Raw genomic sequence first — 20583 nt, 5'->3', positions numbered from 1 at the left:
GTCTCCGACTGTCTCGGCTGTCGCTGGGTCAGGCGGACGCAGTGCTCTGCGCCGCGAGCTTGCGCATTCCCGCCGGGTAGACGCGCTTGCCGACAAGCAGCGCGACGATGGCAGCGACGTAGAAGAACGGCGCGAGCTGGAGGGATTCGAGAAGTCCCAGTCGATCGGCGAGGATGCCGATGACGAAGGGGCCCAACGCCAATCCGAGAACATTGTTGGCGATGGTGAGTGTACCCAGTGCCGACGAGCGGACCGACTCGTGGGTGAGGCTGGCGACCATGGCGGCCGTCGGACCGGAGCAGCCGGCCGAGAAGAATGCACCGATTCCGAGCAGGACCAGCTGGGGGGCGCCGGTGCCCAGACGGAATCCGATGCCGAGTGCCACCAGGGAGATCATGCAGAACACGACGGCGGTCACCCACTTGCGTGCCGGATTGGTACGGCTCACCCGGTCGGTGATCATGCCGCACACCACCATTCCCGTGCCGACCAACAGGACGAACAGCGCGGCCGCCCCGGCGGCCTTGTCGAGCGCCATGTCGTAGTACCGGTTGAAGAAGCTGGGCGTCCACGAGAGCAGGACGGCCGCGGTGAACATCTGGAATCCGCCGGCGAGGTAGGCGCACCACACGGCAGGGTTCGTGAACAGGGTGGACACCGGGACGCGGATCACCGGGGCGGACGGAGCGGCGCCATCGGCCGGGGCGACGGGCTCGTCGTGCACGGCGTACTTCGCGAGACGCGACTCGGTGACCACGGCCCGGAACAGTGCGACGAGGATGAGTCCCAGAACCGCCATCGCGGTGAACGACCACCGCCACCCGACGTTCACGGCGATCACGCCACCGAGCGAGACGCCGACCACGGAACCGAACGATCCGCCGGCCATGAAGGCACCGCTCAGCGATGAGTGCAGACGCGGGGAGAACACGCTGAGGACCACGGCGATGCCGACGCTGCCGTACGCGGCCTCGCCGACTCCCACGAAGAACCGCGCCGCCAGCATCTGCTCGTAGTTGGATGCGATCGCGCAGCACAGCGTTGCGATGCTCCACATCACAGCCATCAGAACCAGGCTTCTGACCCGGCCCCACCGGTCGGCGAGCAGCGACAGCGGGAACGTCAGCAGGCCGACCATCAGAGCGACGACGCTCGTGAGCGAGGCGAGCTGGGAATCGGACAGATCCCAGTCGGCCTTCAGCATCGGGAAGACGGCGCTGAGAACCTGCCGGGACATGTAGTCCGACAGCAGCAGCGCGAACGCGAGGGCGGCGACGAGCCACGGGTAGATCCGGGACCGCGGGCGACTCGGGGCCGAGACGACGTCCTGCTCGATGTGGTCGGGTTCGATGGTTCCGACCAGCTGGTCGGTCGGTGCTGGGGACAGTCCCATGGTTGCTCCTGGAGGCGGATGGGCTGGGAGCGCGGCGATCGAGGGCGCGGCGATCGATGTCGCGACGGGGGCTTGGTCTAGGAGGGGGCTTCGAACGCGGTCAGCTCGGCCTGGGGAGTCTACTTGCCGTTGACGCCGAGTACATCGCCATGAACTGTTCGCCCCACTGGGAAAGGGTGTTCCACAGCGGATTCCAGCTTCCGTCTCGCTGCATGCGGTCGATCGTGGGGGTGAGTGTCGGCTCGGTGGTCGTGGTCATGGCAGAGCTCATTTCACCGGAGGGCGGATACGGAAGTGATGCGTGCTACTGCGCGCAAGGGAACGTGGCGCACATCACGTTATATGTACTCCGTTTACGATAATTACCCCTCCGGGACGTCATTCTGTGCATCTTGGGACACGCCTGTCCCGTAGGCGCCGACGGTTCCTGTGAAGACGCCCGTCGCTGCCTGTTTGCGCCACTCTCGCGGGCTGACGCCGAACTGCTGGTTGAACCAGCGGGAGAAGCTGCTCGGAGTCGAGAACGAGAGCATCTCCGAGATCTCGGTGAACGAGTAGCGGGTCCCGCTGACCATCCGATTGGCGAGTTCTGCTCGGGTGGTGTCGAGGACGGAGGTGAACGTCTGGCCGGATTTTGCGAGATGGCGATGGACCGTGCGGCGGTCGACGCCGAGGCTGCGGGCCACCTGGTCGATGGAGCACCGGCCGGTCGGCAGGAGTAGCTCGACGAGTTCGCGGACGCGCCCTTCGAGCGTCGGTTCCTCCGGTGTCGAGATCGTGTCGAGGAACTGCTTCGCGTACGAGCGCAACCCCGGATCGGACAGACGGTTCGGTTCGTTCAGATCGTTTGTGTAGGTGACGATCCCGCTGAAGTCGTTGTCGAAGGAGAGGGGCGCGGCGAACATTCGGCGATGTGTGGAGTCGTCGGTGGGCCGGCCGTGCTCGAAGCAGACGGATACGGGGTGCCATCGATCGCCGAGCAGGTTGCGGAGAAGCTGGTAGACCACCGTGACTGCGAGTTCGATCGACTGACGGACGGGCATCGGTTCGCCGGGTTCGAAGCTCACCTGTATCGCGGACAAGCCGTCCCGCTCGGTCATGCGGATGTGCAGGGCCTCGTTGTACATGTGCTGGTACCGGATCAGCATCTGGAACGCGCTCCGGGCATTGGGCTCCTCGCGGATGCTCACGCTGAGCGGTCCGAGCGTGGACAGTCGACGGTGTTCGGCGAGCTTGAGTGCGAAGTCCGGGCGACCGGACACGGCCGACGACAGTTCGAGCAGGCGCGCCACCGAGGCGGCTGGGATCCATCGATCCTGAAGGTCGAGGCTCGAGGGGTCGAGTCCAACGGTCCTCAGCAGCTGTACCGGATCTATGTTCAACATGCGGCTGACCTCGATATATCCGGTCAGCGAGGCGTATCGCGCGAGGGGCTTGGCCACCCGTATCACCCTCCTCGGGCTGGTCGTGCTGTCCCGCAAGGGTAAGTGTGCGCCCAGACACATCCCAACCCGGGTGTGCGGCCCGACATATCTCCTGGGTCACACTCATGTCCCCAAAGGGAAAGAAATATGTCCCGTGAAGGTATGTGTGATCGGCCACATGTCGATACTGTCGTGTCAGCTGAGTCACACGGGAATCGTCCCGGCGATTCACGTGCCGTTCATGTCGAGGCGAGTGTGCAAGCGCCGGCTCGACATGAACGGATACGAAAGAGGTTGCCGCCCAGAATGTCCCGGCGACCGCGCAAATGGGTCGACCTGCCCGGGGTCGATTCATGATCAAGGAGAGAGCTATGGCAAAGGCGATTCGCTTCTACGAGACCGGTGGCCCGGAGGTCCTGAAGTGGGAGTCCGTGGAGGTCGGTGAACCCGGCCCGGGCGAGGTGCGGATCCGACACGAGGCCGTCGGACTGAATTTCGCGGACACCTACTTCCGTACCGGCATGTACCCGGCCCCGCTGCCTGCGGGAATGGGTGTCGAGGCCGCGGGTGTCATCGAGGCGGTCGGCGCCGGCGTGGAGGGCTTCGCGGAAGGTGACCGGGTCACCTACACTGGCAGCCCGCTCGGCGCGTACAGCACCGAGCGCGTCATGCCCGCCGAGCACCTGATCGCGCTGCCGGACGGCATCGAGTTCGAGACCGCGGCCGCGATGACGATGCGCGGGCTCACCACGTCCTACCTGCTACGCCGGATCTACCCGTCACTGAAGGCGGGCGACACCGTGCTGCTGCACGCCGCTGCCGGTGGTGTCGGTCTGATCTTCTGCCAGTGGGCAAAGCTGCTGGGCGTCAATGTGATCGGTACTGTGTCGAGCGACGAGAAGGCGGAGGTCGCCCGCGCTCACGGATGCGGTGAGGTCATCGTCTACAAGCGCGAGAACGTCGCGGAGCGGGTTCGTGAGCTCACCGACGGAGCCGGTGTGCCGGTCGTGTACGACAGCATCGGTGAGTCGACCTTCCAGTCGTCGCTCGACTCGTTGGCCCGACGGGGCCTGCTCGTCGCCTTCGGTACGGCGTCCGGCCCGATTCCGCCGATCAATGCAATGCAGTTGGCGGTCAAGGGGTCGCTGTTCGTGACCCGCCCGGCGCTCGCCGACTACATCGCCGATCCGGCCGAGCGTGCCGAGCTCGCCGGCGAGCTGTTCGGGCATGTCGCGGCCGGCCGCATCAAGATCGAGATCAATCAGCACTACGCGCTCGAGGAAGCCGAGAAGGCCCACCGCGACCTGGAGTCGGGCATCAGCATCGGCTCGTCGGTGTTCTCGTTCTGAACCTGAATCATCCATCTGCGCAATGTCGTTCGGTTCGCCGTCACAGCACGTGACGGCGCCACGGCGCACCACTTCCAGCTTGTACAGGAGAATGTCATGACCACTGTCGAACTTGCACCCGGCCGTAGGGCGACCGTCACGACTGTGACGCCGATGGATGCGCGTCCGCTGACCTGCAGCATCGGTGCCGAACTCCACGGCGTCGACCTCGCCGACGTGGCTCGCGACGACGACCTCTTCGCCGAGCTGAAGTCGCTGCTGCTGGAGCACAAGGTGCTCTTCTTCCGCGACCAGGAAATGAGCCGTGCCGAGCACGTCGCGCTGGCCGAGCGTTTCGGGTCCCTCGAGGATCATCCGGTGGTGGGCAGCGATCCCGACCATCCCGGTCTCGTGCGGATCTACAAGGACCTCGACAGCCCGCGCGAGGCGTTCGAGAACGCCTACCACTGCGACGCGACGTGGCGTGTGAATCCTCCGATGGGGTGCGTGCTCCGATGTGTCGAGGGCCCCTCGGTCGGTGGCGACACGATCTGGGTGAACATGGCCCTGGCGTACGAGCGGCTGCCCGAGCGTGTCAAGGAGCAGATCGAGGGGCTGCGCGCCCGGCACAGCATCGAGGCGTCCTTCGGCGCGCGACTGCCGATCGAGAAGCGCCTCGAACTCAAGGAGCGCTTCCCGGACGCCGAGCACCCGGTGGTCCGCACGCACCCCGAGACCGGCGAGAAGATCCTGTTCGTCAACAGCTACACGACGCACCTCACGAACTACCACACCGAGGAGAACGTCCGGTACGGCATCGACTACGCCCCGGGCGCCGGTGAGCTGCTGCGGTACCTGCAGACCCAGGCGACGATCCCGGAGTACCAGGTGCGTTGGCGTTGGACGAAGAACAGCGTCGCGATCTGGGACAACCGGTCGACCCAGCACTACGCGGTCCAGGACTACTGGCCCGCAGTTCGAAAGATGGAGCGCGCCGGGATCATCGGCGACCGCCCCTTCTGATTTTCGTTCCGTACCTACATTTCTCACCTCTATCCAGAAACGGAGTCAATCCATGCATTTCCAGGACGATGCGTTCTTCCCGGAGAACCAGGAGAAGCTGGTCATCACCGTCGCGCCGTACGGCCCGGAGTGGGCGGTGGAGGACTTCCCCGAAGACCTGCCGCTGACGATGGACGAGCACGTCCAGCAGGCGGTGGACTGCTACGAGGCCGGCGCGACGGTGCTGCACATCCACGTCCGCGAGGAGGACGGCAAGGGCTCCAAGCGGCTGTCGAAGTTCAACGAGCTCCTCGGTCGCCTCCGTGAGGCCGTGCCGGAGATGATCCTGCAGGTCGGCGGCTCGATCTCGTTCGCGCCGGAGGGTGACGGCGCCGACGCGAAGTGGCTGCCGGACAACGTCCGCCACATGCTCGCGGAGCTGGATCCGAAGCCGGACCAGGTGACGATCGCGATCAACACCAGCCAGATGAACATCATGGAGCTGATGACGCCGGGCGACATCAAGGGCACCTCCCTGGAGAACGCCGAGCTCGCCTCGACGTACCGCGAGATGACCGTCCCCGCCGGTCCCGAGTGGGTCGAGGAGCACCTGCGTCGTCTGCAGGCCGCCGGTATCCAGCCGCATTTCCAGCTCTCGTCGATTCCTCAGCTCGAGACGGTGGAGCGGCTGATCCGTCGTGGCGTCTACACCGGCCCGCTGAACCTGACGTGGGTTGCCATCGGTGGCGGTTTCGACGGCCCGAACCCGTACAACATGATGAATTTCATCGATCGGGTCCCGGACGGCGCGTGCCTGACGCTCGAGACGCTGATGCGTTCGGTGCTGCCGGTGAACACGATGGCCATGGCGATGGGTCTGCACACCCGCTGCGGCAACGAGGACAACCTGTGGGCGCCGAACGGCGAGGTGAAGATCACCTCGGCCGAGCAGGTGCGTCAGCTGGTGCGCGTCGCCAAGGAGCTCGGCCGTGAGGTCGCCACGGCGAAGGAGGCCCGCGACATCTACAAGATCGGCACCACGTACGCGAACGCCGACGAGACCCTCGCCAAGCTCGGCTACGCCCCGAACCGCCAGCCCGGCCAGGTCGGCTTCACCCAGCACGCCTGACCCGCTGTCACCCGTCTGCGACAGCAGCGAGCGGGGACACCTACAGGTGTCCCCGCTCGTCCGCCCGTCTCGAGATCTTTTGGAGGAAATGCCTTGAGCAGCTCCGTTTCCCCGACCGTCGTTGTCGTTCCCGGACTGCGTGACCACGTCGAGGACCACTGGCAGACCCTGTTGGCCGCCGGCCTGGACAAGGTCCGTACCGTTCCGCCGCTCGAGCACGACAAGCTCAGCCTCGACGCCCGCGTGGCGGCACTCGACGCCGTCCTCGCCGACATCGACGGGCCCGTCGTGCTCGTCGCGCACAGCGCCGGTGTGATGATCACCGTGCACTGGGCCGCGCGGCACGACCGCCCGGTGGCGGGCGCGATCCTGGCCACCCCGTCGGACCTCTCCACCCCGCTGCCGGCCGGCTACCCGTCGCTGGCGGACCTCGAGGCGAACGGCTGGAACCCGGTCCCGCGTAGCCCGCTGCCGTTCCCGAGCATCGTCGCCGCCAGCACCAACGACCCGCTGGCCGACTTCGCCGTCGTCGTCGACCTCGCACACGCGTGGGGCGGCCGTCTGGTCGACCTCGGGGAGGTCGGACACCTCAACCCGGCGTCCGGCTACGGCGAATGGCCCCGTGCCACCGAGCTCCTCGACGAGCTGTTCACCACGATCGGCGTCCAGGCCGCGCCGAGCCACTGACCCTCACGACCGCTGCCCGAGAGAGACGCCCCGATGCTCAATCTGTCCATGTTCCTGGAAGACTCGGCCCGCAAGTACCCGAGCCGTGACGCGCTGGTGCTGGGGGAGGACCGGTTCACCTACGCGGAGACCGACGGTCTCGCGAACCAGATCGCCAATCTCCTCGTCGCGTCCGGGATCGAGCCCGGCGACCGGGTTGCGATCTCCTGCCCCAACCTGCCGTGGTTCCCGATCGTCTACTACGGGATCCTCAAGGCCGGTGCCGTGGTCGTTCCGCTCAACGTCCTGTTGAAGGGACGGGAGATCGCGTACCACCTGCAGGACTGCGGCGCCAAGGCGTACTTCTGCTTCGAAGGCGGACCGGATCTGCCGATCGGGGAGTACGGGCGGGACGGATTCCGCGAGGTGTCGTCGTGCCGGTCCATGTTCGTGATCGGTGGGGACAGCGGAAGCGGCGAGGGGATCGAGGCGCTCTCTGCGGTGCTCCCCGACCAGTCCGCGACCTTCGAGACGGTCGTACGTGAGGCAACGGACACGGCGGTCATCCTCTACACGAGCGGAACCACCGGTCAGCCGAAGGGCGCCGAGCTGAGCCAGTCGAACATGGTGATGAACGCGCTCGCCGCCAACCGACTGTTCGACAGCACCCCGAGTCGGCCGGACACCCACCTGTTGACGCTTCCGCTGTTCCACTCGTTCGGTCAGACCATCAACATGAACGCCGGGTTCTCGATGGGTGCGACGCTGGTGCTGCTGCCGCGCTTCGAGGCCGGTGCCGCGCTGGAAATCATGGAGCGCGAGTCGATCACGATGTTCGCGGGCGTGCCGACGATGTACTGGGGCCTGCTCGGTGCGGTGGACGACTCCGTGGACGTCGGCCGGATCGCCGCGAATCTTCGCAAGGCCATCTCCGGGGGAGCGGCGCTGCCCGTCGAGATCCTGGAGAGGTTCGCGCGCCGGTTCGGGGTTCAGATCCTCGAGGGCTACGGGCTGTCGGAGACCTCGCCGGTCGCCCTCTTCAGCGACCCCGAGCAGGATCCGCGTGCCGGCTCGATCGGCGTTCCGCTGTGGGGCGTGGAGGTCCGCCTCGTCGACAAGGACTGGAACACCGTGGAGGGCGCCGACGCCGTGGGCGAGATCGCGATCCGCGGCCACAACGTGATGAAGGGCTACTACGACCGTCCCGAGGCCACGGCAGAGGTGATGAACAACGGCTGGTTCCGCACCGGCGATCTCGCGCGACGGGACGCCGACGGCTTCTACTACATCGTCGACCGGGCGAAGGACATGATCGTGCGGGGCGGGTTCAACGTCTACCCCCGCGAGATCGAAGAGGTCCTCATGACGCACGAGGCGGTCTCCCTGGCCGCGGTCATCGGCGTTCCGCACGAGAGCCACGGTGAGGAGGTGCGGGCGTACGTCATTCCCGAGCCCGGCACCGCGATCTCCGGTGACGAGTTGGTCTCCTGGTCGAAGGAACGCATGGCGAGCTACAAGTATCCGCGTGAGGTCCGGATCGTCGAGCAGTTGCCGATGACCGCCACCGGGAAGATCCTCAAGCGCGAACTCGCCTGATACGCAGTTACGTCCGGGCGCGCTCGGGTACGACGACGTCGGCGGCGGCACGGGGTATCGGGGACCCCGCCCGCCGCCGGCGTCGAAGTGCTTTCTCGGCTTCGATGACGACCGGAACGATCAACGACCATCCGATGCACGCGAGCCACTGTGGTCCGGTCAGGGACGTCGTCAGGAGCAGATCCTGGAGGAACCCGATCTCGACGGCGAACACCGTGATGACGGCGGCGATCGACAGGATCCTGACCGCACCCAGAATCGGCGGTGCGAGACCGGATTCCGGATCGCGCCGCATCACCAGTCCGCCGAGGATCGAACCGAACGACAGCACCACGAACGTCATCGTCATCGGCACGTTCGCTTCGGTGGAGCTCATCTCGCCCGGCGCGGTGAGCATCGCGGCCAGCGCGACCACGAACTGGAGCACCCCGTACGCCAACCATTGGCCGATGGACCGGCGGTTGGCGATCGGCACCGCAGGGTCACGCGGGGGCTTGTCCATCAGATGCGGTGGCGACGGGTCGGCCATGATCACGGCCACCGGAAACAGCGTGATGAAGAAGTGCTGGAACAGCACCATCAGTGGTGTGAGGGCCACTCCGTCGTTGATGTCGAAGACGCTCGCGACGAGGAACAGCAGCACCAGTGAGAACAGCTTGGCCATCTGGTAGCGGATGTACGACACGATCTTGTCGTAGATGCTGCGGCCCAAACGGATTGCAGTGATCAGGGTTCCGAAGTTGTCGTCGGTGAGGATCATCCGGCCGGCCTGCTTGGTGACTTCGCTGCCGGACCCCATCGCGACACCGATGTCGGCCTTCTTCAGCGCGGCGGCGTCGTTCACGGCATCCCCGGTCATCGCCACGATCGCGCCACTGCGTTGCATGACGTCGGCCAGGCGGAGTTTGTCCTGCGGCGTGACGCGGCCGAACACGTGGAGGCGGGGAAGCTCGGCGGTCAGTTCCGCGTCGGTCATCGCCTGGAGTTCGGCACCGCCGATCGCGCCCGGCCCCAGTCCGAGTTCGGCCCCGATCGCCGCCGCCGTGATCGCGTGGTCGCCGGTGATCATGCGGACCTCGATGCCGGCCCCGTGTGCGGTGCGGACCGCTCTCACGGCCTCCGGTCGGAGCGGGTCGATGATGCCGACCATCCCGACGAACGTGAGGTCGGCGACGAACGACATGGGGTCGCGTCGCACGGCGTCCTCGTCCTCGCTCTCGCCGTCGAGTTGTCGTGCGGCGAAGGCCAGTACGCGCAGCCCCTTCTCGGACATGGTGCGATTCGCGGTCAGCAGCTCTTCTCGTACGTCGTCGAGCGGTACCCGACTTCCGTCCGGGCGGAAGGCGCTCGTGCACCGGTCGAGGACGACGTCGGGTCCGCCCTTGACCACTTCCAGGAACGACGTGGTTCCCTCGACCGGGAGGTGGTGGAACGTCGCCATGAACTTGTACGCGGAGTCGAACGGCACCTCGGCGACGCGGGGATACGTCCGCCTGGTGAGCGGTGCGTCGGCGCCCATCTTGGCGGCGAGCACCACCAGTGCGGCCTCGGTCGGGTCGCCGACGACCTCCCCGCTGTCGGAGACGACGGCGTCGCTGTCGAGGCAGAGTCCGTACGCGAGCAGGGTGAAGTCCGGGACCGGTTCGCCCGCAACGTGGGTGATCGTCCCCGACTTGCCGTACCCGACGCCGTCGACCGTGAACCACCGGCCGCGGAAGTACAGCGACCGCACCGTCATCTGGTTCATCGTCAGAGTGCCGGTCTTGTCGGAGTTGATCGCACTGGTCGCGCCGAGCGTCTCGACGTCGGTGAGATTCTTGACGACGGCCTTGGCATCGGCCAGCTGCCGCGCCCCGTAGGCGAGCATCGCCTGCACGAACGTCGGAAGACCGGTCGGGATCGCGGACACTCCCATCGAGATGCCCAGCAGGAGGACCGTCGTGACGTCCTGTCCGCGGATCGCGCCGATCGCGACGATGATCGCCACCGCTGTCCACGCGATGATGCCGAGCACCTTGGTGAGCGAGTCCAATTCGCGCTGAAGGGGGGACTTGCTCGGAGCGACGGCCGACAGCATCGACGCGATGCGACCCATCTCGGTGTGCATGCCCGTCTCCGTGACGACCATCGTGGCGGTGCCGCGGGTGACCGAGGTGTTCTGGAAGACCATGTCGCTGCGGTCACCGAGCGGCGCATCGGCATTGTCCAGTGACCGGGCGTCCTTCGCGACCGGGGTGCTCTCACCGGTCAGCGCAGCCTCCTGCGTCTCCAGGGTCGTCGACGCGACCAGGCGGCCGTCCGCCGGGACGATGTCGCCGGCCTCGAGCGCGACGACGTCGCCGGGCACGAGGTCGGTCGCGTCGAGAGCCGTGACCTCCCCGTCCCGCACCACCCGCGCCTGCGGCGTCTGCATCTTCGCGAGGGCGTCGACGCTGGCGCGTGCCTTCAATTCCTGTCGCGTGCCCAGCACGACATTGAGCACGACCAGTACCGCGACCACGATCGCCGTCGGCACCTCCGAGATGACCAGGCTGACGACGACGACGGCCACGAGCATGAGGTTCATCGGATCCCGAAGCTGCCGCAGGGCAATGGCCCAGCCGGAGGGGCCGGGCGCGGACACGATCACGTTCGGGCCGTACCGGGCCAGGCGAACCGCGGCCTCGTCGCTCGTCAGCCCGGTCTGCGTGTCGGTGCCGAGTTCGGTCACCACGGCGTCGATGTCGTGGGTGTGCCAGGTCTCGGCAGCGGTCATCGCGTGCCGATCGAGCCGGGCCGACGTCCGTCCATGAGGTCCTCCTGCACCGGAGCGCGCCTGCGATCAATCGCACCAAGCGGGAGTGGGCTGGGTCAAGCCCCGGGGCGGTGCTGTGTGGGTGCGAGCTGACGAGGCATCACACCGCAACCCTTCCGCTGCGAGCAAAAGGCTCGAATCGCCCACGAAATGGGCGTATTCGAACTAGGCTCGCGCGAAAGTTGGACGCTTGTACAGGAAGGCCCACGTTGCGCGCACTGCTGTTGACTGCCCTGACGGTACTGACCCTGCAGACCGTCGTCCCCGCGGCGGAGGCGACCCCCGTCGACGACGGCTGGACGCTTCCGCAGCTGACCGTCGTCGACCGCACGATCAAGGACGTGGACGGGCGGACGGTGCTGCTACGCGGCGCCAACGTCAACCAGCTCAACGACTACGCGCCCAACGGGACCGGGCTGCCGACGGTCGCCCCGTTGGATCGGACGGACTTCGAGCGTATGGCGGCGCTCGGCTTCAACGTGGTGCGGCTGAACGTCGCGTGGTCGGCGCTCGAGCCGACTCCGGGTGCCTTCGACGCCGCGTACGTCGGCCGGGTCCGCCAGGCCGTTCAGGACGCGAAGGACAACGGCATCTACACCGTCCTGGACATGCATCAGGACGCGTGGGGGCCCTACGTGGGAACCCCGGAGGGACAGGACTGCGCGCCGCTGATGAAGCCGGGAATCGGGTGGGACGGCGCCCCCGGGTGGGCGACGCTCACCGGCGGGTGGACGACGTGCAACATCGGCGGGATCCGAGAGGTCTCGCCGGCGGTCGCCCGCGCGTTCCAGGCGTTCTACGACGACGAACAGGGCGTGCAGGGCCACCTGGTGCAGACCTGGGCGCGACTGGCGGCCGAGTTCAAGGACGAACCCGCGGTGGTGGGATACGACCTGCTCAACGAACCGAACCCCGGCCTGCGGGACCCGTTCACCGCGGCCGACCAGATCGGGCGCTTCTACCAGCGCGCGATCACGGCCATCCGGCAGGCCGAGACGGGCGGCTTCCAGCACCTGGTGATCTTCGAGCCCAGCGCGATTTGGTCCGCACTTGGATTCGACGCGCTGCCGCCCCGCCAGTACGTGAGCGATCCGCTCGCAGTATTCTCGCCGCACCTGTACAGCCAGTCGATCACGGTGAGCAGTGAATTCCCCTCTCTCGAAGACGGATTCCGGATCGCCGCGCAGGCGGCGGACTGGTACGGAGCGCCGTTGTGGACCGGTGAGTGGGGCTGGTTCGGAGAGCCGGGCGACCAGGCCGGTGACGTCGGCCGGTTCGTCGATGCGATGAACGACCACCGGATGGGTGGAGCGTGGTGGTCGTGGACCCAGGCGTGTGGTGACCCGCACGCGGTGCGCGACGGTAACACCGCCAAGCCGCAGGGCAACCTCAACCGCATCGACTGCCCGTCGGGCGAGGCAGAGGGGCTCGTCGAGGGATTCGCGGAGCAACTCGCCCGCGCCTACCCGCGGGCGGTGCCGGGCCTTGCCGAGGTGACGGCGCAGGGCTTCAGCGGGACCGGGACCGGGCGCGTCGAGGCGTGGTACCCGGGTGCCGAGCGGCCGCGACTGGAGACCGCGAACCTCGCGGATGTCGAGCTGACCCGCGTCGACGGTGGTTGGCGGCTGACGGCCCGCGCGGACGGCGACTACTCGGCCACCCTGTCCTGAGCGATCGCTTACGGGCTGAGCGATCGCTCAGCCCGTAAGGGCGGCCATCTCCTCAATCGCTCGCCTTGACCATCCGCTCGGCCAGGGCGGCGAAGGCCGTTCCGACGGCCTCGGGCGTGTGCAGCTCCCGGGACGGGTACCAGCGCACCGTGTCGATGCACAGCGACAGGACGGCCAGCGTCGTGGCGTCGATGTCGGCCACGGCGAACTCGCCGTCGCGCGTTCCCTCGGCGATGATGTCGCGCACCGTGGCCACGATGTCCCGGCGCAACTGCACGACCTGGGCATGGTTGTCCTCGTCCAGCGCGGACAGTTCGTACTGCACCACCCGCCCCGCCGTGTGGTTCTCGGCGTGCCAATGGGCGAAGGCGTAAACCGTCGCACGCAGGCGTTTCGTCGGTGATCCGGGGGTGTCGGCGCCCGCGCGGATCGCGCCGAGCGCCGCGACGTGCCCGGTCAGGCTCAGCCGGGCCAGCACGTCCTGCTTGGACCGGAAGTGGATGTACATCGCGGCCGGGCTCATGCCGGCCCCTGCGGCGATCTCGCGGGTGCTCGTGCCGTGGTAGCCCTTCGCGGCGAACGCGTCGCGCGCCGCGTCGAGCAGGCGTTGCTCCGCTTCCCCGGTCGGGCGATCCGTTTCCGTCGCCCCGGCTCGCGCCGCTGTTCGCGATGACATGTGTTCCGACCCTCCGCCGCATCCGTCGACCCGGTGTCGACGCGCTCGCGTTGACATTCTCACACCCTACCCCGCACACTAAGCGAACGCTTAGCCGAACGAGGTTGAGTCGGAAAGGGTGTTGAAGTGAAGAGATCAGTTTTCACCGACGATCACGAGCAGTTCCGCGTTTCCGTCCGCGATTTCCTGGCACGTGACGTGGTTCCGAACGTCGAGTCCCATGCCGAGAATCGGCTGATCCCGCGCGAGGTGTGGCACGAGGCCGGCAAGCAGGGAATCCTCGGACTCGAGATCCCCGAGGTTTACGGCGGCGGCGAGGCGGGGGACTACCGGTTCAACGCGGTCGCCACCGAGGAACTGTCCGCCGTCAACGCCGCCCTGGCCTCCGCGTTCGGCATCCACTTCGACATCGTGACGCCGTACGTCGTCGACCTCGCCTCCGACAACCAGAAGAAGCAGTGGCTGCCCCGGATGGCTGCCGGTGAGGCGGTCGCCGCCATCGGGATGACCGAGCCGTCCGGCGGGTCGGACCTCGCGAACCTCAAGTCCACCGCCGTTCGGGACGGTTCCGACTGGATCCTCAACGGTGCCAAGACCTTCATCACCAACGGCTACACCGCAGATGTCGTGGTCGTGGCCGCCCGCACCGACCCGGAGAAGCGCTCGAAGGGCATCAGCCTCTTCCTCGTCGACGCCTCGCTGCCCGGTTTCGAGCGGGGTCGCAAGCTCGACAAGGTCGGCCAGCCGGAGGCCGACACCGCCGAGCTGTTCTTCGACGACGTGCGCCTGCCCGCCGACGCGCTGCTCGGCGAGCCCGGCATGGGGTTCGTGGCGATGATGGAGCGCCTCCCGCAGGAGCGGATCGGTGCGGCGGTCTCCAACGTTGCGCACGCCAAGCAGATCCTGCTCGAGACGATCGAATACGCCAAGGAGCGCAAGGCCTTCGGCAACTCGATCGGGTCGTTCCAGCACAACAAGTTCCTGCTCGCGGAGCTGGTCACCAAGATCGAGGTGGCGCAGGCGTACATCGACGCCGCCGTCGCGGAGCACGCCGGCGCCGGTCTGAGCGCGGTCGACGCCGCCAAGGCGAAGTGGTGGTCGGCGCAGGTGCAGAACGAGGTGCTCGATCACTGCGTGCAGCTGTACGGCGGCTACGGGTTCATGCGCGAATACCGCGTCGCCCGCGCCTGGATGGATGCCCGCGTCACGAAGATCTGGGCCGGTTCCAACGAAATCATGAAGGAAATCATCGGGCGCGATCTCGCGCTGTGATCCGACCCGGCGCCAGCCGGTCGAAAGGAACGCACATCATGACCGAAGCAGTCATCGTTGCGACCGCGCGCTCGCCCATCGGGCGGGCCGGCAAGGGATCGCTGGCGGGAATCCGTCCGGACGATCTTGTCGCACAGATGGTTCGGGCCGCCCTGGACAAGGTTCCCGCGCTCGATCCGAACACGGTCGACGACCTGTACCTCGGCGCGTGGGAGCACACGGGCGAGCAGAGCGAGAACATCGCGCGGCGCGTCGCGGTCCAGTTGGGAATGGACGCCGTCCCCGCGGTCACGGTGAATCGAGCCTGTGCGTCGAGCGTGCAGACCACGCGGATGGCGTTCAACGCCATCAAGGCCGGCGACGGCGACGTGTTCATCTCGGCCGGTGTCGAGTGCGTCTCGCGGTACCCCCAGCAGAACGGCGTCGGCGCCGGTGACGTGAACCTCCAGAATCCGCTCTTCGATCAGGCGCAGGAGCGCACGGCGCGCCTCGCCGCGACGAACGAGACCTGGACCGATCCGCGTGACGCGGGCGCCCTGCCGGACGTCTACATCACGATGGGGCAGACGGCCGAGAACGTCGCCACCTTCCGCGGCATCGGCCGCGCGGAGCAGGACGAATTCGCTGCTCGCTCACAGCAGCTGGCGGAGAAGGCCATCGCCGACGGCTTCTTCGAGCGCGAGATCACTCCGGTCACGCTGGCCGACGGCACGGTCGTGCGCACCGACGACGGCCCGCGTGCCGGGACGACCGTCGAGAAGCTGTCCGGTCTCCGGACGGTGTTCCGCGAGAACGGCACCGTCACCGCCGGCAACGCGTGCCCCCTCAACGACGGTGCCGCCGCGCTCGTCGTGATGAGCGACCGCAGGGCCGCCGAGCTCGGCCTCACCCCGCTCGCGCGGGTGGTGTCGACCGCCGTGAGCGGTCTGTCGCCGGAGATCATGGGCCTCGGCCCGGTGGAGGCGTCGCGTCGTGCGCTCGCGAAGGCAGGCCTGTCGATCTCCGATATCGACCTGGCCGAGATCAACGAAGCGTTTGCGGCGCAGGTGATCCCGTCGTACCGGGACCTGGGCATCGACATCGACAAGCTCAACGTCAACGGCGGCGGCATCGCCCTGGGGCATCCGTTCGGTGCCACCGGCGCCCGCATCACGACCACCCTGCTGCACTCCCTGCAGGAGCGTGACCTGCAGTTCGGCCTGGAGACCATGTGCATCGGTGGAGGACAGGGCATGGCCATCATCTTCGAGAGGCTCAGCTGATGACGAACGTGATTGCTGCACAGGAACAGAGCGCATCGAACGTGTCGTTCGACTTCGCCGGGCAGACCGTGATCGTCACCGGGGGTGGTCGGGGGATCGGCCTCGAGCTCGGACGGTTCTTCCACGAGGCGGGCGCCACGGTGTACCTGGTGGACTTCGACGGTGACGCGCTGGTGGAGGCCGTCGCCGACGTCGGGTGCCGCTCCGCGGTGGCCGACGTGAGCGACAGCGCCTCGGTGCAGGCCGTGGTGGACAAGGCGATCGCCGAGACCGGCCGCATCGACGTGCTGGTGAACAACGCCGGCATCCTCCGCGACCGGGTGCTGTGGAAGCTCACCGACGACGACTACGAGCAGGTCATGGCCGTCCACGCCGGCGGAACCTTCCGGTTCACCCGGGCCTGCGTGCCGCACTTCCGTGAGCGCGGGTACGGCCGCGTCGTCAACGTCACCTCCTACACCGGTCTGCGCGGCAATCCCGGGCAGGCGAACTATGCGATGGCCAAGGCCGGCATCATCGGTTTCACCAAGACCGCCGCCAAGGAACTGGCCCGCTTCGGCGTCACGGTCAACGCGATCTCGCCCAACGCCGAGACCCGCATGATCGCGTCGATCCCGGACGACAAGAAGGCCGAACTGATCGCGCAGGTGCCGATGGGTCGCTTCGCCGACCCGCGCGAGATGGCCGCCGCGGTCGCGTTCCTCGCGTCCGCGAACGCCGGATACATCACCGGCACGGTCCTTCCCGTCGACGGCGGCATCTCGATATGACGGCCCGCTTCGCAGGCCGTGTCGCTGTCGTCACCGGGGCAAGCCGGGGGATCGGCCTCGCCGTCGCCCAGCGTCTGGTCGACGAGGGTGCCCGCGTCGTGATCACCGCGCGCAAGCAGGAGGCGCTCGACCAGGCAGTCGAGCAGCTCGGCGGCCCGTCGGTCGCGCTCGCCGTCGCGGGACGTGCCGACGACGAAGCGCACCAGACCGACACCTTCGAGCGGGCGGCGCAGGCATTCGGCCGGGTCGACGTGCTCGTGAACAACACCGGGATCAATCCGGTCGCGGGTCCGGTGCTCGACACCGACCTCGACGCGGCACGAAAGATCTTCGGGGTCAACGTCCTCGGCGTGATCGGGTGGACCCGACAGTTCCGGCAGCAGCTGGGTCGGGCGGCCGGCTCGGTGGTCAATGTCGCGTCGGTCGCGGGGCTGCGTCCGGCCACCGACATCGGGGTGTACGGCGTGAGCAAGTCCGCGGTGATCGGGTTGACCGCGCAGTTGGCGGACGAGAACAGCCCCGCCATCCGGGTCAACGCGGTCGCACCGGCCGTGGTGCGGACACGCTTCGCCGGACCGCTGTTCGAGGGACGCGAGGATCGGGTGATCGCCGACTACCCGCTCGGGCGCCTCGGCGAGCCCGAGGACATCGCCGCGGCGGTGGCCTTCCTCGCGTCGGAGGACGCCGCCTGGATCACCGGGCAGACGCTCGTGGTCGACGGCGGCCTCACCTTGGCCGGGGGTGTGTGATGACTGTTTTCGCATCGGTCGACGCGCTGCGGTCCGCGGCCGGCACCGACCTGGGGACCAGCGACTGGGTCACCGTCACACAGGAGCGGATCGACGCCTTCGCCGAGTGCACCGAGGATCGGCAGTGGATCCACACCGATCCGGTGCGCGCGGCAAACGGCCCGTTCGGCGGGCCGATCGCCCACGGATACCTCACGCTGTCGTTGTTGTCGCGCTTCCTCGAGGACCTCGTGCGGGTCGAGAACGTGGCCGCGGCCGTCAACTACGGTCTCGATCGCGTGCGCTTCCCGGCCCCGGTGCCGGCCGGTGCGCGGGTGCGCGGGCACGGAAGGATCGCGTCCGTCGACGAGATCCCCGGCGGCGTGCAGCTCGGTCTGGAGATCACCGTCGAGTGCGAGGGCGTCGGCAAGCCGGTCTGTGTGGCGCTGTCCCTCGCTCGTTTCCTGGCCGAGGTTCGGGTGTAGTTCCCGGGGACCCCCTCGCCGCTTCTTCCCTCCGGGCGGCGCGCTTGCGCCGTCGGCGCCCGCACGCGGGGCGTCGGCGGCGCACAATGTGCGTACAGCAGCGGAACTCGAGGGAGGTGCCCGCGTGCCGACACGCACCATCGACGGCCGTCGTGTGGCCGTGAGCAGGCTCGACAAGGTGCTGTACCCCGCCACGGGCACCACCAAGGGCGAGGTGATCGACTACTACACCGCGATCGCGCCCGCGATGCTCCCGCACGTCGTCGAGCGCCCGGTCACCCGCAAGCGCTGGCCGAACGGCGTCGACGAGCCGTCGTTCTTCGAGAAGAACCTCGCAGTCTCGGCGCCGCAGTGGCTCGCCCGGCACGCCGTCCACCACAAGGACCGCACCGTGCGCTATCCGAGCATCGACTCCACGGCCGCGCTCGTGTGGATCGGTCAGCAGGCCGCGCTGGAAGTGCATGTCCCGCAATGGCGATTCGTCGACGGTGAGCCCGGGCCGGCGACCCGGCTGGTGTTCGACCTCGACCCGGGCGCGGGGGCCGGCCTGCCCGAGTGCGCGCGGGTGGCGTTCGCGGTACGCGATCTCGTGGCGACGCTGGGGTGGACGGCGTACCCGGTGACGAGCGGCAGCAAGGGCATCCACGTCTACGTGCCCCTGGACCGGACGCTGGCGCCGGGCGGCGCGTCGACCGTGGCCAAGAAGGTGGCGACGACCCTCGAACAGCTCCATCCCGATCTGGTGACCGCGACGATGTCGAAGTCGGTGCGCGGCGGGCGGGTCTTCCTCGACTGGAGCCAGAACAACGCCGCCAAGACCACGATCGCGCCGTACTCGATGCGCGGGCGCACCCATCCGACCGTCGCGGCGCCGCGGCTCTGGGACGAACTCGAGGATCCGGACCTGCGGCACCTGCGATTCGACGAGGTGCTCGAGCGGTACCGACGGGACGGGGATCTGCTGGCCGATCTCGACGCGCCGTGGGACGCCCTGTCCGAATACCGTCGCAAGCGCGATCCCGAACGCACGCCCGAGCCGATTCCGCAGACGGAAGCCGAAGGCGGTGAGGGCAATTCGTTCGTCATCCAGGAGCATCACGCCCGGCGCCTGCACTACGACTTCCGACTCGAACGCGACGGCGTCATGGTCTCGTGGGCCGTTCCGCGCGGCGTCCCGACGTCCCCGCGGGAGAACCGCCTGGCCGTGCACACCGAGGACCATCCCCTCGAGTACGCGAGCTTCGCGGGCTCCATCCCGAAGGGGGAGTACGGCGGCGGAACCGTGAGCATCTGGGACGCCGGCACGTACGAGCCGGTCAAGTGGCTCGACGACGAGGTGATCGTCCGGCTGTACGGCGAGCGGGTGCAGGGCCGGTTCGCGCTCATCCGCACCGAGGGCGACCAGTGGTTGATGCACCTGATGCGGGACGACGGCGACAACCGTGACTTCCCGCGGGGGCTGCGGCCGATGCTCGCGACCAGGAGCGGCACTGCCGGCCTCGACGGTCTCGATCCGGACGAGTGGGCGTTCGAGGGGAAATGGGACGGAATCCGCTTGATCGTCGAGTTCGACGGCGAGACCCTCACCCTGCGCGGCCGCGCAGGCAACGACGTGACCGACCGGTATCCGGCACTGCAATCGCTCGCTCGCACCCTCGACGGGCACCGGGTGGTGCTGGACGGGGAGGTGGTCAGCCTCGACAGCGCAGGGCGGACGAGTTTCACGGCGCTGCAGGCCGGTGGCGAACCCCGGTTCTGGGCGTTCGACATCGTGTATCTGGACGGGGTGTCGCTGCTGCGCAAGCGGTACGACGACCGCCGCCGCGTCCTCGACGCGCTCGCCGCCGCGGTGGACGGACTCGTCGTCCCGCCGCAGCTGACGGGTTCGGTGCCCGAGGTCGTCGAACAGAGCGGTGATCTCGAGGGCGTCGTGGCGAAGCGCCGCGATTCGGTCTACCTGCCGGGCAAGCGCGGATCGGGATGGATCAAGACCAAGAACTGGCTCACCCAGGAGGCGGTCATCGGTGGGTGGCGTCGCGGCCGCGGCGGCCGCGACGGGCGCCTCGGCTCGTTGCTGCTGGGGATCCCCGGCGGTGACGGCCTGCGCTACATCGGACGGGTCGGCACCGGGTTCAGCGAATCGGAACTCGACCGCCTGGGCGCACTGCTCGCCCCGCTCGAACGACGGACCAGTCCCTTCGTCGACGACGTCCCCGACGCCGATCGCCGCGAGACCGTGTGGGTGACCCCGAAGATCGTGGGGGAGGTGCGGTTCCGGGACCGCACCGGCGCCGGGCGGCTGCGACACCCGAGCTGGCGGGGACTGCGCGACGACAAGACCCCCGACGACGTGCGGGAGGAGTCGGGCTGAGCTTGCCGCTTCCGAAC

At 68.0% G+C, this 20583-nt stretch carries 16 protein-coding genes; 12 read left to right on the top strand and 4 right to left on the bottom strand.

Annotated elements, in window-relative coordinates:
• Positions 1 to 28 precede the first annotated feature (28 nt).
• Positions 29 to 1393, bottom strand: a complete 1365-nt coding sequence (locus ABI214_RS08285) for an MFS transporter (RefSeq protein ID WP_348608541.1) — start codon at positions 1391 to 1393, stop codon at positions 29 to 31.
• Positions 1394 to 1755: 362 nt separating this feature from the next.
• The gene (locus ABI214_RS08280; protein ID WP_348608538.1) at positions 1756 to 2835 is read right to left on the bottom strand and encodes an AraC family transcriptional regulator; all 1080 of its coding nucleotides are present in this window, start codon (positions 2833 to 2835) and stop codon (positions 1756 to 1758) included.
• Positions 2836 to 3188: 353 nt separating this feature from the next.
• Between ABI214_RS08280 and ABI214_RS08275 the strand changes: the two genes are divergently transcribed.
• From ABI214_RS08275 to ABI214_RS08255, 5 genes are all read left to right on the top strand, one after another.
• Complete coding sequence (locus ABI214_RS08275) at positions 3189 to 4166, top strand: quinone oxidoreductase family protein (protein WP_348608535.1); 978 nt, start codon at positions 3189 to 3191, stop codon at positions 4164 to 4166.
• A gap of 153 nt (positions 4167 to 4319) precedes the next feature.
• Positions 4320 to 5168, top strand: coding sequence for a TauD/TfdA dioxygenase family protein (locus ABI214_RS08270; RefSeq protein WP_348611406.1), 849 nt, complete (start codon positions 4320 to 4322; stop codon positions 5166 to 5168).
• A gap of 52 nt (positions 5169 to 5220) precedes the next feature.
• Positions 5221 to 6276, top strand: a complete 1056-nt coding sequence (locus tag ABI214_RS08265; RefSeq protein ID WP_348608532.1) for a 3-keto-5-aminohexanoate cleavage protein — start codon at positions 5221 to 5223, stop codon at positions 6274 to 6276.
• Between the two features lie 93 nt (positions 6277 to 6369).
• Positions 6370 to 6963, top strand: a complete 594-nt coding sequence (locus tag ABI214_RS08260; protein WP_348608529.1) for an RBBP9/YdeN family alpha/beta hydrolase — start codon at positions 6370 to 6372, stop codon at positions 6961 to 6963.
• A 33-nt stretch (positions 6964 to 6996) separates the two neighbouring features.
• Positions 6997 to 8538 carry a long-chain-fatty-acid--CoA ligase gene (locus ABI214_RS08255; protein WP_348608526.1) on the top strand — a complete coding sequence of 514 codons (1542 nt, stop codon included), beginning with the start codon at positions 6997 to 6999 and terminating at the stop codon, positions 8536 to 8538.
• Positions 8539 to 8545: 7 nt separating this feature from the next.
• Here ABI214_RS08255 and ABI214_RS08250 read toward each other — a convergent pair whose 3' ends face one another.
• On the bottom strand, positions 8546 to 11293 hold the full coding sequence (locus ABI214_RS08250) for a cation-translocating P-type ATPase (protein ID WP_348608523.1): 2748 nt from the start codon (positions 11291 to 11293) through the stop codon (positions 8546 to 8548).
• A gap of 248 nt (positions 11294 to 11541) precedes the next feature.
• Here ABI214_RS08250 and ABI214_RS08245 point away from each other — a divergent pair, with 248 nt between their 5' ends.
• On the top strand, positions 11542 to 13002 hold the full coding sequence (locus ABI214_RS08245) for a glycoside hydrolase family 5 protein (protein WP_348608520.1): 1461 nt from the start codon (positions 11542 to 11544) through the stop codon (positions 13000 to 13002).
• Between the two features lie 52 nt (positions 13003 to 13054).
• Here the strand turns inward: ABI214_RS08245 and ABI214_RS08240 are convergent, their stop codons facing one another.
• Positions 13055 to 13678, bottom strand: coding sequence for a TetR/AcrR family transcriptional regulator (locus tag ABI214_RS08240; RefSeq protein WP_348608517.1), 624 nt, complete (start codon positions 13676 to 13678; stop codon positions 13055 to 13057).
• A 126-nt stretch (positions 13679 to 13804) separates the two neighbouring features.
• Between ABI214_RS08240 and ABI214_RS08235 the strand changes: the two genes are divergently transcribed.
• The 6 genes from ABI214_RS08235 (at position 13805) to ABI214_RS08210 (ending at position 20566) form a co-directional block, all read left to right on the top strand.
• On the top strand, positions 13805 to 14950 hold the full coding sequence (locus ABI214_RS08235; protein ID WP_348608513.1) for an acyl-CoA dehydrogenase family protein: 1146 nt from the start codon (positions 13805 to 13807) through the stop codon (positions 14948 to 14950).
• A 38-nt stretch (positions 14951 to 14988) separates the two neighbouring features.
• Positions 14989 to 16212: an acetyl-CoA C-acetyltransferase gene (locus tag ABI214_RS08230; RefSeq protein WP_348608510.1), complete on the top strand. Its 1224-nt coding sequence runs from the start codon at positions 14989 to 14991 to the stop codon at positions 16210 to 16212.
• Positions 16212 to 16982, top strand: a complete 771-nt coding sequence (locus tag ABI214_RS08225; RefSeq protein WP_348608507.1) for an SDR family NAD(P)-dependent oxidoreductase — start codon at positions 16212 to 16214, stop codon at positions 16980 to 16982. The genes ABI214_RS08230 and ABI214_RS08225 overlap by 1 nt, the downstream gene beginning before the upstream one ends.
• Positions 16979 to 17731, top strand: coding sequence for an SDR family oxidoreductase (locus ABI214_RS08220; RefSeq protein ID WP_348608504.1), 753 nt, complete (start codon positions 16979 to 16981; stop codon positions 17729 to 17731). The genes ABI214_RS08225 and ABI214_RS08220 overlap by 4 nt, the downstream gene beginning before the upstream one ends.
• Entirely contained in the window at positions 17731 to 18195 is a 465-nt protein-coding gene (locus tag ABI214_RS08215; protein ID WP_348608501.1) for a MaoC family dehydratase, read from the top strand. The genes ABI214_RS08220 and ABI214_RS08215 overlap by 1 nt, the downstream gene beginning before the upstream one ends.
• 124 nt (positions 18196 to 18319) lie before the next feature.
• Positions 18320 to 20566, top strand: a complete 2247-nt coding sequence (locus tag ABI214_RS08210) for an ATP-dependent DNA ligase (protein WP_348608498.1) — start codon at positions 18320 to 18322, stop codon at positions 20564 to 20566.
• The last annotated feature ends 17 nt before the right edge of the window (positions 20567 to 20583 follow it).

The sequence above is a fragment of the Prescottella soli genome (assembly GCF_040024445.1).
Classification (GTDB): domain Bacteria; phylum Actinomycetota; class Actinomycetes; order Mycobacteriales; family Mycobacteriaceae; genus Prescottella; species Prescottella soli.
The sequence above is the reverse complement of the archived record's forward strand: the minus strand, read 5'-3'. Positions and strand labels throughout refer to the sequence as shown.